This window comes from Exiguobacterium sp. MMG028 (assembly GCF_027947425.1).
GTDB lineage: Bacteria > Bacillota > Bacilli > Exiguobacteriales > Exiguobacteriaceae > Exiguobacterium > Exiguobacterium aestuarii_A.
In genome coordinates this window covers 1-13,558 of record NZ_JAQJIN010000004.1, presented here as the reverse complement: position 1 = coordinate 13,558, position 13,558 = coordinate 1, and the positions used below count along the sequence as shown (strand labels likewise).

14 protein-coding genes are annotated in these 13,558 nt (G+C 45.9%); 9 read left to right on the top strand and 5 right to left on the bottom strand.

The window, feature by feature from the left end:
- Positions 1 to 41: 41 nt before the first annotated feature.
- Both PJK55_RS12325 and PJK55_RS12320 read left to right on the top strand, forming a co-directional pair.
- Positions 42 to 575: a YceI family protein gene (locus PJK55_RS12325; RefSeq protein ID WP_271305995.1), complete on the top strand. Its 534-nt coding sequence runs from the start codon at positions 42 to 44 to the stop codon at positions 573 to 575.
- 180 nt (positions 576 to 755) lie between these two features.
- On the top strand, positions 756 to 1,976 hold the full coding sequence (locus PJK55_RS12320) for an MFS transporter (RefSeq protein ID WP_271305994.1): 1,221 nt from the start codon (positions 756 to 758) through the stop codon (positions 1,974 to 1,976).
- Between the two features lie 32 nt (positions 1,977 to 2,008).
- Here the strand turns inward: PJK55_RS12320 and PJK55_RS12315 are convergent, their stop codons facing one another.
- On the bottom strand, positions 2,009 to 2,992 hold the full coding sequence (locus PJK55_RS12315) for a metal-dependent hydrolase (RefSeq protein ID WP_026826711.1): 984 nt from the start codon (positions 2,990 to 2,992) through the stop codon (positions 2,009 to 2,011).
- 88 nt (positions 2,993 to 3,080) lie between these two features.
- Here PJK55_RS12315 and mutY point away from each other — a divergent pair, with 88 nt between their 5' ends.
- The 4 genes from mutY (at position 3,081) to PJK55_RS12295 (ending at position 6,947) form a co-directional block, all read left to right on the top strand.
- Entirely contained in the window at positions 3,081 to 4,115 is a 1,035-nt protein-coding gene (gene mutY, locus PJK55_RS12310) for an A/G-specific adenine glycosylase (protein ID WP_271305993.1), read from the top strand.
- Entirely contained in the window at positions 4,102 to 4,527 is a 426-nt protein-coding gene (locus tag PJK55_RS12305) for a hypothetical protein (RefSeq protein WP_271305992.1), read from the top strand. Before mutY ends, PJK55_RS12305 begins: the two co-directional genes overlap by 14 nt.
- A gap of 89 nt (positions 4,528 to 4,616) precedes the next feature.
- The gene (gene ntdP / locus PJK55_RS12300) at positions 4,617 to 5,159 is read left to right on the top strand and encodes a nucleoside tri-diphosphate phosphatase (RefSeq protein WP_015880896.1); all 543 of its coding nucleotides are present in this window, start codon (positions 4,617 to 4,619) and stop codon (positions 5,157 to 5,159) included.
- 39 nt (positions 5,160 to 5,198) lie between these two features.
- Entirely contained in the window at positions 5,199 to 6,947 is a 1,749-nt protein-coding gene (locus tag PJK55_RS12295; RefSeq protein WP_224863224.1) for an ABC transporter ATP-binding protein, read from the top strand.
- Positions 6,948 to 6,981: 34 nt separating this feature from the next.
- Here PJK55_RS12295 and PJK55_RS12290 read toward each other — a convergent pair whose 3' ends face one another.
- The 3 genes from PJK55_RS12290 to PJK55_RS12280 all read right to left on the bottom strand — a co-directional run bounded on the left by PJK55_RS12290 (position 6,982) and on the right by PJK55_RS12280 (position 10,081).
- Positions 6,982 to 7,377, bottom strand: a complete 396-nt coding sequence (locus PJK55_RS12290; RefSeq protein WP_214750060.1) for a thiol-disulfide oxidoreductase DCC family protein — start codon at positions 7,375 to 7,377, stop codon at positions 6,982 to 6,984.
- Positions 7,378 to 7,430: 53 nt separating this feature from the next.
- Positions 7,431 to 8,663, bottom strand: a complete 1,233-nt coding sequence (locus PJK55_RS12285) for an MFS transporter (RefSeq protein ID WP_271305991.1) — start codon at positions 8,661 to 8,663, stop codon at positions 7,431 to 7,433.
- 119 nt (positions 8,664 to 8,782) lie between these two features.
- Positions 8,783 to 10,081, bottom strand: a complete 1,299-nt coding sequence (locus PJK55_RS12280) for a glutamate-1-semialdehyde 2,1-aminomutase (RefSeq protein WP_271305990.1) — start codon at positions 10,079 to 10,081, stop codon at positions 8,783 to 8,785.
- A 191-nt stretch (positions 10,082 to 10,272) separates the two neighbouring features.
- Between PJK55_RS12280 and perR the strand changes: the two genes are divergently transcribed.
- Positions 10,273 to 10,704 (top strand): peroxide-responsive transcriptional repressor PerR, encoded by a 432-nt coding sequence (perR, locus tag PJK55_RS12275; RefSeq protein ID WP_031421138.1) that lies wholly within the window; start codon positions 10,273 to 10,275, stop codon positions 10,702 to 10,704.
- Between the two features lie 37 nt (positions 10,705 to 10,741).
- On the opposite strand, the gene PJK55_RS12270 is transcribed toward perR, so the two are convergent.
- A complete protein-coding gene (locus PJK55_RS12270; RefSeq protein WP_251127031.1) occupies positions 10,742 to 11,101 on the bottom strand; it encodes a YgzB family protein in 360 nt (119 codons plus the stop codon).
- A gap of 103 nt (positions 11,102 to 11,204) precedes the next feature.
- Between PJK55_RS12270 and PJK55_RS12265 the strand changes: the two genes are divergently transcribed.
- Positions 11,205 to 12,143 carry a nucleotidyltransferase-like protein gene (locus PJK55_RS12265; protein WP_271305989.1) on the top strand — a complete coding sequence of 313 codons (939 nt, stop codon included), beginning with the start codon at positions 11,205 to 11,207 and terminating at the stop codon, positions 12,141 to 12,143.
- Between the two features lie 39 nt (positions 12,144 to 12,182).
- Positions 12,183 to 13,355, top strand: coding sequence for a PstS family phosphate ABC transporter substrate-binding protein (locus PJK55_RS12260; RefSeq protein ID WP_271305988.1), 1,173 nt, complete (start codon positions 12,183 to 12,185; stop codon positions 13,353 to 13,355).
- Positions 13,356 to 13,558: the final 203 nt, after the last annotated feature.

Here is a 13,558-nt window from a genome sequence, read left to right as displayed (position 1 = left end):
ATTGTGTACATCATTTAATTACCTATAAGGAGTGAACCGACATGGCGAAGACATATCAAGTTGACCCGGCGCACAGTTCCATCACCTTTACTGTTAAACATATGATGATTTCAAAGGTGAAAGGCGAATTTAAAGAATTTGATATCGAAGCGAATGGGGACCCGAACGACTTGGCAAATGCAAGTGTGAAAGTGACGATTCAGGCGGCGTCCGTGGATACGAATAATTCGGATCGAGACAACCACCTCCGTTCAGGAGACTTCTTCAATGCAGAAGAATATCCACATATCGTGTTTCAATCGACATCATTCCGCTCAAAAGGTGGCGGTGAGTTTGAATTGACAGGGGATTTGACGATTCGAGGAACGACACGGGAAGAAACGTTCGAAGTGGAGTATGAGGGAAGCGCAAAAGATCCATGGGGGAACATGAAACACGCGTTCTCAGGAGAGGGTTCTCTTAACCGAGAGGACTATGGATTGACGTGGAACCAGGCACTTGAGGCTGGAGGCGTCCTTGTCGATAAGAAAGTCAAATTTGAGTTCGAACTTCAATTTACAGAATCTGTTTCCTAACAATCATTCGCCTCTTCTCTTCATTATGAGTAGAGGCGTTTTCAATCCATTCCTTTCTTTCATACAAGTTATAAAAAATAGGTATTTTACTTCATAACACTACTCGCTTACAGTGGACAAATCAGTCAACAAAGTAAAATACGTTATCTATTTGACGCGTAGGAAAAGAAGGGGTACTGAATGTCTACAACAAAAAAAGGATATTTCATGATGGTGGTTCTCTGGTTCGCGTATGCGACATTTGCGATGAACTGGGTTGCAGGATCCTCACTGACTCCACAAGTCACTCAACACTTTTTTGGAAATCAGTCGGTTGATCCGCTCATCTCTCAACTCGTAAATTATTCCATTACGACCGCAAGAGTTTTTGCGAATATACTGGCCGCACTCGTTCTCATTAAATTAGGTCCTAAAAAAGCACCGCTCTTGGCATTGTTCTTTTTGATGATGTCGATCGTTGCCATCTACTTACCGAACTATTGGGCGTATACGGCTGCTCGAATGGTTATGGGTCTTGGTGGATCGATGATTATCGTTTATATGAATCCCGTAGTAACGCGATATGTGACGAACCCAACAGAAAAGTTACGAATCAACGCCTTAAACACGGTCTCATATAATGTTGGTGCATTTATCGTTTCGGTACTGTTCACACTTTTTGCCGATCAATTTATTGCAAACTGGGAACTGACGTTAACGATTTTTGCAAGTTTGACAGCCGTATTGTTTATTCTTTGGATGGTCGTAAGTGAAGAATTTGAATTAAACGAAGCGACTGCCGACGACACACCTTATGGTTATGTAGATGCCATCCGTGATCCATTTTTATGGACGTATGCCATTGCATTCGGTGGGTTTTTGACGTTATATATTTTATCGCTCGTTGGTTTGAAACCAGTGTTCGATACGTATACGCAACTGAATGGATCGCTCGTGAACTTGTTCGTCTCTGGGGCTGGGATTATTGGGACATTTGTCGGGCTATGGATTGGCAATTTAGGCAAGCCTCGAAAACCAATTCTTTTGATCAGTGGAGTGATGATGATTGGGAGTTTTATGGCTACGGTCGCTCTTGCAAATGTTTTTCCGATATTAGCATACCTATTTGCTTTTCTTTCAGGATTTGCGATGTATGTTCAATATCCAATATTCATGAACTTGGCCCATGAACGAAAAGGAATGACACCTCAGAAAATCACTGTACTGTTTGGTCTGTTTTGGGCGATTGCATATGCGACACAAACACTGTTCACAATTGCTTGGAGTTATACACTCGGTCAATTCGGCTATACGCTATCGATGATTGTCTTTTTCTTGTTTTGTTCAGTGTATATAATCTTTGGTCTCTTTTTACCGGAAACAAAACCGCGAGAAAAAAATGTTCAGAAAATGTCAGCATAAAAAGAAGTGGATTCGATCGAATCCACTTCTTTTTATTGTTCATATACTAACTTTTTCTGAAGGCTATCTTCACTGAATACCCAACCAGTAAATGAAGACAAGACTTCATTCGACTGCTCGTCTACGATGACGACAGCGACGAACGGATACATATTTTTCGAGAAATACCGTAAGTTCGTGAAACGGTATTCAATCATTCCGTTATGGCGTGTCACAGTATACGTGTGAATTTTGGAAAACTCGAGGAACGCCTGTAAATCTGCATTTTTCCGAGCTTCGACGAAATGAAGGTCTTCTTCCCCTGGCATCGGTTTATCGCGGAAGCGACCACACTCGATGACTTTCCCTTTCTTCACTTTCACCGCTCCGAGCCCATCGCGGAAACGAACAGCAACGTGCCAGTCATCCCAACCGATTCCTGGTGAGATGAATAATTCGTGTGCACCAGCAAAGTGTCGTGCCACAGTGGCGAGCGCACGGTTACGCAATTTAAACTGAATTGCATAGTAACTAATGACAAGCGCAATAAGCAATGCAAAAATAGGGACAGTCGCACCGGTAATCATCCATAATGCATATGCACCGTAATAAGCGGAGAACAAGTACGGATCAAACGTTCCGATGACACCCCAGCCGATCCATTTCTTCGAAAACGGCTGTAGCGCTTGCGTCCCGTAAGCATTGAACAAGTCGACCGTGACATGTAACAAGACGGCGATTTGAGCCATTACCCATAGGGAGGCGGGATTGACGCCAAGCACCGTACCGATGACGGCGCTGACGATAATCGGCCAAGCAAGAAGTGCGGTGATTCCGTGTGAACGACCGCGATGCTGGCGTAAATACGTACTATTTCCTTTTAACTTAAAGACGGTGTCGAAGTCTGGGGCATGCGAGCCGACGAGAGCCGTGGCTGTCATGGCCAGAAACATCTGTGCATCACCTGACACTTCCGGGCTGAGCGTCGCGATGGCACTTAAACCAAGTCCCATACCAATGTGTGTCGCAGTATCCAATGTGCTTCAGCACCTCCATCAATAAATACAAAATCACGTCATCTATTCCTATTTATCATACAATATTTTTAAAACGAGGGGAAACACAATGCTTAATCTTGATAAATTGTTCACAAATTATAATATTCATCAATTCAATGAGGAGTTGGTCACGTGGTTCAATCGTGAAAAGCGCGATTTACCTTGGCGTCATGCGAAAAATCCATATCGCGTCTGGGTGAGCGAAGTGATGTTACAACAGACGAGAGTCGATACGGTCATTCCTTATTACAACCGTTTTATGGAACGCTTCCCGACACTTGAGGCGCTCGCTTCCGCCGAGACAGAGGAGGTCGTCAAATATTGGGAAGGTCTCGGTTATTACTCCCGCATCCGAAACTTACACGAGGCGGTCAAAGAAGTCGCTTCTGTTTATGATGGCATCGTCCCCGAAGAGAAGGAACGTTTCGAAAAGTTGAAGGGAGTCGGCCCTTATACGACGGGAGCGGTGTTGTCGATTGCTTACAACCAACCGGAACCAGCAGTCGATGGGAACGTCATGCGTGTCATGTCCCGACAATTCGGGATCTATGACGATATCGCCGTACCGAAGACGCGTAAACTGTTTGAACAAGTCGTTCGTCGTTTGATGAACCCGACACATGCGTCCGATTTTAATGAGGGCGTCATGGAGTTAGGGGCGACGGTCTGTACACCGAAAAATCCGATGTGCTCGCTTTGTCCGGTCCAAGACACCTGTTATGCGTATGCCCACCACGTTCAAGATGAGCTGCCGGTGAAAACGAAAAAAGGAGCGGCACGTGTCGAAATGTATGACGCGCTATGTATCGAAAAAGATGGGAAAGTCGCCTATGAACAACGACCAGAAAAAGGACTGCTCGCTGGGATGTGGCAATATCCGCTTACCGAACGAGGAACGGGGGAACAGGTAAACGGAACTTATCTCGGGCAAGTGAAACACGTCTTCTCCCATATCGTCTGGTATATCGATTTATATCGAGTCGATACGCTCCCGACCGATGATGTCGTCTGGTTAGACGCCTCAGAGCGCGAGGTGAAGACGGTTTCTGTGGCTCAACAAAAACTAGAACGATTGGCAGGTGGTGAAAGTGAGACGGTTTGATGTAGAGTCGACATACGATACGACGATTGATACGCTATGGGATCTATTACAGGATGCATCGCTTTTGACGAAGCTGACAAAGTTTCCTAAAGTACGTCTAGTGGGGGATGGTGCCTCGGTCGAAGGCAATGAAGTGAAGTTGTTAATAGGGGTCGGTCCAATAGAATTGCCTTGGAATAGTGCCATCACGATTTCAGGAAACCAGGCGTTCTGTGATCAAGGGAAGACACTGCCGTTTCCGTTCAAGCGGTTCACACACGTGCACCGAGTCGAGTCGCGTGACGGAAAGGCGGTCATGATTGACGAAGTGACGTTCGATAGCTATGTTCCGAACATACTCGTCGAATATTTCGTGCTTCGTCCGATGTTTCAGGAACGGGCACGGGCCTTCCAAAAAACACTAAATTCATGAAAATAAGAGATTTCCTTTTTCATTGGTTCTGAAAGTCGCTATAATTAAATATGAGAATTGTATAGCATCACAGCGGAAAGGAGGAGCTTATGAGCTTATTTCCCAAAGCAGGTAGCAAAATCGAGATACAGAGCTACAAGCACAACGGAACTTTGCATCGCGTTTGGGAAGAAACGCTCGTCCTTCAGTCGTCAAAAACGGATATGATCGGATTCAACGACCGCATCATGGTCAGTGAGTCAGACGGTCGGCAATGGAGAACGCGTGAGCCGGCAATTTGCTACTTTTCATCTGAGTATTGGTTCAATGTCATCTGTATGATTCGCGAAGACGGGATTTACTACTACTGTAATCTAGGTTCGCCGACTACATTTGATGGGGATGAACGTGCCATCAAATACATCGATTACGATTTGGACATCAAGGTGTTCCCGGATATGTCGTATACGATTTTAGATGAAGATGAATATGAGCGGCATCGTCGCGAGATGAATTATCCGAAAGCGATTGATCGAATCTTGAAGCAGAACGTGCAAGAACTGATCAACTGGATTCGAGGACGGAAAGGGCCGTTCAACCCAACATTCGTCGATGAATGGTATCGCGAATACGAAGCACGTTACCGGAGATGATTCCTCATCTCCGCTTTTTTTCTTAATGAAGGAGGAACTATGGGTAGTATTAAACGTTATCTGCAATTTGTTAAGCCTTATAAAAAACAAATTGCCCTAACGATTTCCGTCGGGATTTTAAAGTTTTCGATTCCGCTCGGATTACCGTTACTTTATAAATATGTCATTGATAATTATTTAGGTGATGATGCGCCGAGACAGGACTATACGACGCTTGTCTGGTTATTCAGTATCGTCTTCTTCGTCTTTCTCGTTCTCAAGCCGCCGATTGAATACTTGCGTCAATATTTGGCGCAGTGGGCCGCGACCCGTGTCTTGTTCGATGTACGGAACAGACTGTTCGATCACGTCCAGAAGTTGTCGCTTCGCTTTTATTCAAACAATAAGACGGGGCAAATCATTTCGCGGATCATCAACGACGTCGAACAGACGAAAGACTTCGTCATCACCGGCTTGATGAATATTTGGCTCGATATGATTACGATTTTCATCGCTATTGGAATCATGTACACGATTGATCCACAACTCACACTGATCGCCATCTTACCACTTCCGTTCTATGCATTTGCGGTCCGTTATTTCTATGGACGGTTGCGTCGTTTGACGCGTGAACGCTCGGCAGCGCTCGCTGATCTTCAGGGACATTTGACAGAACGTGTGAATGGGATGGCGGTTATTCGGAGTTTTGCGCTAGAGCCATATGAAAACAAGGCGTTCGAACAACAGAACGGCGGGTTCTTGAATGCGGCGCTTAAACATACGAGTTGGAACGCCAAAACGTATGTCGTCGTGTCCACCATCACTGATATCGCGCCAATCCTCATCTTCACAACGGCGTCGTGGCTCGTTATTCAAGAACAGGTGACGCTCGGTACGCTCGTCGCGTTCATTGCTTATATTGACCGTCTGTATGCGCCGCTCGGGCGTCTCGTCAACTCGGCGACGACACTCACGCAGTCGGTCGCTTCGATGGACCGTGTCTTTGAATTCTTGGATGAGACATATGATATCGAGGAGAAGCCGAACGGATTCGTCCCACTGTCGACAGCGGGTAAAATCGATCTTGAGCATGTGAGCTTTTCATATGAGCAAGACGGAACACGAGCATTGAACGATGTGAACCTTCAAATTCGTTCTGGGGAACGCGTAGCATTCGTCGGGATGTCCGGTGGCGGAAAGTCCACACTGGTCAGTCTGATTCCACGCTTCTATGACGTGACGGATGGAAGTATCAAAATCGACGGGGTCGATGTACGTGATTTCAAATTACGTGCGCTCCGTGACCAGATTGGAATGGTTATGCAGGATTCGGTCCTCTTCAGTGAATCGGTCGCGATGAACATCCGCATGGGGAATCCGGATGCGACGGATGAAGAAGTCATCGCAGCGGCGAAGGCGGCTAACGCCCATGAGTTTATCTCGAAACTGCAAGACGGATATGCGACACCGGTCGGGGAGAAAGGTGTCAAACTTTCCGGGGGACAAAAGCAACGACTTGCAATCGCGCGTGTGTTCTTGAAGAACCCTCCGATATTGATTTTAGATGAGGCGACGAGTGCGCTCGACTTAGAGAGTGAAGCGATGATTCAAGACTCGCTTGCTCGTCTGACGAAAGGGCGGACGACGTTAATCGTTGCCCATCGCTTGTCGACGATCACCGACGCCGATCAAATCGTCGTTGTCGAGAACGGACAAATCATGGAGACGGGGACGCACGAAGAACTGATGCGTCGTCGTGGTGCCTATTATGATTTGTATATGATTCAAGATTTAGCCGTAGTGGAGTAACGAAAAAGTCGAGTCCTTATAGGGCTCGACTTTTTTAGTGGTCTAAAAATCGTTTACGCACATCGGGGGAAGGGAGCGTGCACACTTCCTTCTTCCCGAATAGACGTGTCCGATGTTTGGCGAAGAGATCATATCCGCGATCACGAATCCATTTAGGTACGAATCGGATGAACCGGAGCAGGCGCCAACGGCCATCAAGGTGCTCGGCAATCCGAATCGCTGCGTCTGATTTCAAGTAAGGGACACCTTCTTCAATGTAGACGATACTGTCGACTGATTCTGGGATTCGGTGTCGTGCTCGATACGAATGACCGACTTCGCTTTGGAGCGATGCAAAGTGAATCGAGGCATGTCGGTCGTGACGAATAATGAACTGGACACTGGCATCGCAGAAGTTGCAGTCTCCATCGAATAACACAATCGCAGGCAAGTGCTTCGCCTCCTTCATCGTACTGTTTTACCGTTTTGTCTTCATGTTAAACGTCAAGCCGCGAGTTGGCGAGCAGGTTGCATCTTATATAGCGATACATAATACAAGTAAGCACCGAGGGCACCAAAGATAAAGATATACCCGCTCATGAAGATAGGACCGATGAACGCACCGACGACGATACCTGCTGCCGCGACGAGTTTGGCACCATGGAACGTCAGGCCACCGAATGCAAGATAAGAAGCGCGTCGCTTGGGGTCGAGCAAATCGACTTGTTTCACTTGTCGAATCGGAGAGTAGAGAAGTTCACCAATCGTAAAGATGATCGCAAGTGCAGCGAGAACGATGAAGGAATTCATCGATGTGATGGCAGCATAGGCCGTCACGTACAACGATAATCCGACGAAGAAGACGGCTTTCTCTTTAAACCGCTTGACGAATGCGGTGACGGCGAACGTGATGGCGACGACGAGCAACGTGTTTTCAAGTTGCATAAAAGCCATCATGCGAACACCATCAAATGGTATTCCGAAAATTTGTCGACTTTCAAATGACTCGGCTAAATGGACACCGATGTAATTCGCCATATGAAACTCGGTCGAAAAGACGAGCATACTTCCGAGGACGAAGGTGATCCAACGACGATCGCGCAACGCGATTTTATAGTTTTCGATGACCCCGTGAATCGGATTTGATGGAGTCGAACGGTTTCCTTTATACGTATCGACCAAATAACGTTGAAGCACAATCGTCGTGATGGTAAGAACGATTGTCATGCCGATGAAGAGAGCGAAACGATGGTCTCGATAAAAGGCACCTCCAAGCATGACCCCTCCTGCGATAGCCAAATTGACGAGCCAATAGTCATATACATAGATGGCTTTTCGATTCGACTCTTCCATTGAATCGATGACGATCGTCTCGAGTGCCGGATAGTTCAACCCGTTCGACACGGCATGCCCGAAGTAAAGGATGGCGACGACAAGTGCCCAGTTATTCGATGGGTGAATGGCGACGGTCATACCAAGAAAACAGATGATTTGAATCACCTGACCAATTTGTAAGATAACCTTCCGATTGAAACGATCGGAGAAGTACCCACCGAATAGGCCGGTCAAGTAGCCGACGATTACGAATGACGTCATGATAATTCCAGCGGGCACTTTGCCAAGTTCTTCTGAAAAGTAGAGCGCCATGAATGGGAAAATGGCAGAGCCAACGATTCGAATGCAAAATCCGCAAACGAGTCGCAAGCGGACGTTTAATGGAAAATCCTTAAAATTCATATTCTGAGCACCTCCTTGGTTCTACTGTAATGGGGGACGGTGCTCAATAAAAAGAGACACTTTTGGTGAAGATGTCCCCTTTTAAACAAAGAAAAAAGAGATGCTCACGCATCTCTTTCTCACAACTGTGCAAACGAGCGGTTGACCGCTTCGATTGTCTCGTCGATATCTTGCTCCGTATGTTCTGTTGTGAGGAACCACGCTTCGTATTTTGATGGAGCCAAGTTCACGCCGTTTTCAAGCATCAACTTGAAGAAGCGTCCGAACTTTTCACCGTCCGATTTTTCAGCACCCTCATAATCAGTGACGATTTCATCTGTGAAGTATACCGTGAGCGCTCCCTTTAAACGGTTGAGCGTGATGGTCACGCCATGTTTCTCTGCTGCTTCACGGATCCCTGCCTCAAGTCGTGCACCGAGTGTGTCTAACTTTTCATAAACGCCAGGTTGTTCAAGTACTTCGAGACACGCGATTCCTGTCGCCATCGAGGCCGGGTTTCCTGCCATTGTGCCGGCTTGATACGCAGGTCCGAGCGGTGCGACCGTCTCCATGATTTCGGCTTTTCCGCCATAAGCGCCGATTGGTAGACCACCACCAATAATCTTCCCAAGTGCCGTCATATCCGGTTCGATTCCGTATACTTGTTGGGCACTTCCGTATGTGAAGCGGAATGCCGTGATGACTTCATCATAGATGACGAGAGCACCATGTTCGTGCGTGATGTCATTGACAGCCTGAAGGAAACCAGGCTTCGGTTCTACGATTCCGAAGTTCCCAACAATCGGTTCGACGAGCACGCATGCGACCTGGTCTCCCCATTCCTTCATCATCTCGCGATATGCTTCGACGTCGTTAAACGGGACGGTGATGACTTCTTTAGCTGTGGCTTTTGTCACACCTGCTGAGTCAGGTGAACCGAGTGTTGCCGGACCACTACCTGCTGCAATCAGCATGAGATCCGAATGTCCGTGGTAACAACCGCTGAATTTTACGACGAGTTCACGACCGGTATAAGCACGGGCGACTCGAACTGTCGTCATCACGGCTTCTGTTCCGGAGTTGGTGAATCGTACTTTATCCATAGAAGGGATGGCTTGTTTTAGTTTCTTCGCAAACTCAACCTCAAGACGGTGAGGTGTGCCGTATAATAAACCTTTTGAAGAAGCGTTCATTAGCGCTTCGTGAATGTGTGGGTGGGCATGGCCGGTAATGATCGGACCGTATGCCGCCAAATAATCGATGTAACGATTGCCGTCTACATCATAAAAATAGGCACCTTCCCCGCGTTCCATATAAACAGGGGCGCCGCCACCGACCGCTTTAAATGAGCGGGATGGACTGTTGACACCTCCGACGATGTGAGTGAGTGCATCTTGGTATAATGCATCGGATGACTGACGATTTGATGAAGTAGTCATATGTATTGCCTCCTTATTCAAATTCGCACTTATTGTATCATAGCCGTCAACCGCATAAGCTCAGTGTTTGACGAGTAGTTGAGAAATCAGTACACTATTTATAAAGATTACTATGTAAGAAATAAGTTAATGTTCAAAACTATTTCGCATGAATTTTATAGAAGAAATGAGGGATTGACGTGGGAAGCGAAATGCTTGACCATGCTGTTCAGTCGCTTCGGGAACATGGAGTCAGAATGACGCCTCAGCGCCAGGCCATTTTGGAGTACCTCGTCACGGAGCACAGTCACCCGACAGCGGATGACATTTATAAGGCACTTGCCGCACGGTTTCCAAACATGAGTGTGGCCACTGTATATAACAACTTGCGCGTCTTTAAAGAAGTAGGTCTCGTTCAAGAGATGAACTACGGAGACGCCTCTAGTCGCTTTGATTTTGTGACGTCGAAACACTATCACATCATTTGTGACACATGTGGAAAGGTCGTCGACTTCAACTATCCGGTATTAGATGAAATCGAATCGGTCGCATCTCAATTGACGGGGTTCAAAGTCGATCGTCACCGTCTTGAAGTGTACGGAACGTGCCCGTCTTGCCAATCTGAGCAATCACAAACACATTAAAAACCACATCCGAATATTCGGATGTGGTTTTTTGTTGTCAGTCAGTTTGTTCTGACTGACGCTTGTTATATTTTTCATCAAACTCCTTGCCTTCAAGTGAACGGTCGATTGTGAGTGGTTCGTCACAATGCATACATAAGTCGACGCGCCCAAGCATTTTCGTCTCTTTTTCGCAGTTCGGACACGTGACGATGATTGCTTTTGTCGAGGCCATCCCGACGATGAAGTAAAGGGCAGAGCTTGCGAGCACCATGATAAATCCAAGAAGCATAAAAATAATCATGAGCCAAGTAATGGATTTGGCGAGAAGTCCGAGATACATGACACCGATTCCGCCAAAAATCAGGAGTAATGCTATATTACGTGCACGGTTGATTTTGTTCCCCCGTTTTTTCATAAGTGAATCCCTCCAATAGTCTGTCTCTATCATAGCTCATCTTCAAACGGGTGAGAAGTTCCTGCACTTTTTCGGCAGGAGTTTTTTGAAAAGAGGGCGAATCTTGTTCGTATCGAAAATGACAATCGTCATATATAGTCAACTTACGATTGGGAGAGAAGGGGTCCAGATGACGATGGAATATGCGACTCGCACTATTTATTCAGAATATGCTGCATTAAAAACAACACTCGGAATTATTGAAGTGAAGAAAAAACGAGCACGTGATCCGTTGACGGATCAATCGGACCGTCTGCTCATTGTCATTGAAGCGAGACCGGATGCATTTTGGACGGTGAAACATTATCAGGTCGGTCAAGAAAGAATCGTCTTGCACGTCGTGAGTGACTCGATGATGGACAGATGGATCGTCTTAAATGAAAACCGACGCGCGATTCATTGGATTGAAGACGGAATTGTTCTATTTGAACGGAATGAATACATCTTAGAATTGCGACAACGAAATCGTAATTTGACGAATAGAGAACAACGTCTTCAACTGTCGCTTTCGTTTGCGAAACTATTGCGTCGTTTTGAAGATGGTCGCTACTTATTTTTAGAAGGCGAATTCCAAGACGCCTTTACCCAGATTCACCATGCGCTCACACACTTGGCGCGACTTTCGATTCTAGAGGCTGGAATTCATCCTGAAATTGTTTTGTGGGAACAAGTCCGAGCAATCGATCTGGAAATTTATAAGCTGCACGAAGAACTTGTCGGGGGACAAGAGACACTTGAGCAACGAATCCATCTTGTCGTGATTGGAATGGAGCATTTGATTCAATCAAAAGTGTTGCCCGGCACACTATTATTACTTCAGACGATGCAAGAAAAAGAGGGGGCTTGGACGTTCTCCGAATTGATGGATCATCCAAACTTAAATGAGCTTCGTGTCGACCTCGGAAGTATCATCGGATTTTTAGTGAGAAAAGGATATGTTCGTACGGTCACGAGACCGACAAAGGGAGTTGGAGTAGAAGCAGTACTTTATGAGATTGCCTAATTCCACGTATGTAAGCATGATGAGGAGACGATACGTCGCATGAAATTTTTGAAGTTTAGCATCGGAACGATTTTCATTCTATTTGTCACGTTTGTGATTTCCGTCGTTGTCGCTCTCTTTACGATGGGAGACCCAATCACACAAGGACGCCCCATTCTTTGGACGATTTGGTATATGGCGGCTCTGTTGATTGTATGTATGGGGCTTTACGATTTTTCTCCTTTAACGAACCATAAAGTGAAACGGGTCCTCGGTTGGGGAGTTTTATCAGGTGTTCTTGTATTCGCTTCTGTCAAAGGGTACTACATGTATCAAGATCATTTAAAAATCGAAGAGCGTGGTGTAGAGTTGATTGACTATCAGCCGTTTACGAATTCGGAGCGATTGGCGAAATTGAATCATCCAACATCCGTTTCATTCGTGAACGGCGTGCCACGGTTGGATGGTGCGACAGCCCTTTACCCGATGTATGCTTCATTCGTCGAAGCTGTGTATCCAAACTCCGGAACATATGACCCGTATAATGATCAAGTGAGTAAAGTCGTCTCGACAACAACGCCAGAAGCGTACAGTCGATTGATGAACAATCAAACGGACTTGATTTTTGTAGCGGGTCCGTCCGATCGTCAGTTGCAAGTCGCCAAGCAAAAGGACGTATCTCTACATATGACACCTGTTGGTAGAGAAGCATTTGTTTTCTTCGTTCATGAAGATAATCCGGTCGAATCTTTGACGATGGAACAAGTCCGTGGAATTTATGCGGGTGATATTCGCAATTGGAAAGAGGTCGGTGGCAGCTCCGAAACCATTCGTGCTTTCCAACGACCAGAGGATAGCGGTAGTCAAACAGCGTTGCAAAAGATGATGGGTGAACGGAAGTTGATGGCGGCACCGGTTGAAGATGTCCCTGAAGGAATGGGTGGAATCATTCAACAAGCCTCATCGTATCGAAATCATAAAAATGCGATTGGATTCTCATTCCGATACTATGCGACAGAAATGGTGAATGATCATAAAATCAAGTTACTTCGTATAGAAGGAATCGAACCAACTGTTAAAACGATTCAAGACGGATCTTATCCGCTGACCTCTGAATTCTACGCAGTCACTACGGAAGAAAAAGCAGAACAATATGATGCTTTTCTAGCATGGTTAGGTAGCGATGATGGTCAGGCGTTGGTTGAAAAGACAGGTTACGTTCGTCTTAAATGAAACAGGTGATCAAGGTTTACTTTTCGTCTTATAAACGAAGAGTAAATCTTTTTTTAAATTTTATTGTTTTTTGTATTGACGAAGTGGTAAATAGAGATTATAGTTATAAACGTTGTCACGGCAAAAGATTATTTCAGAAAAACAATTTGTGAAAAAAGTTGTTGACGAAAACAATTGAAACGTGATAGATTAATGAAGTTGCC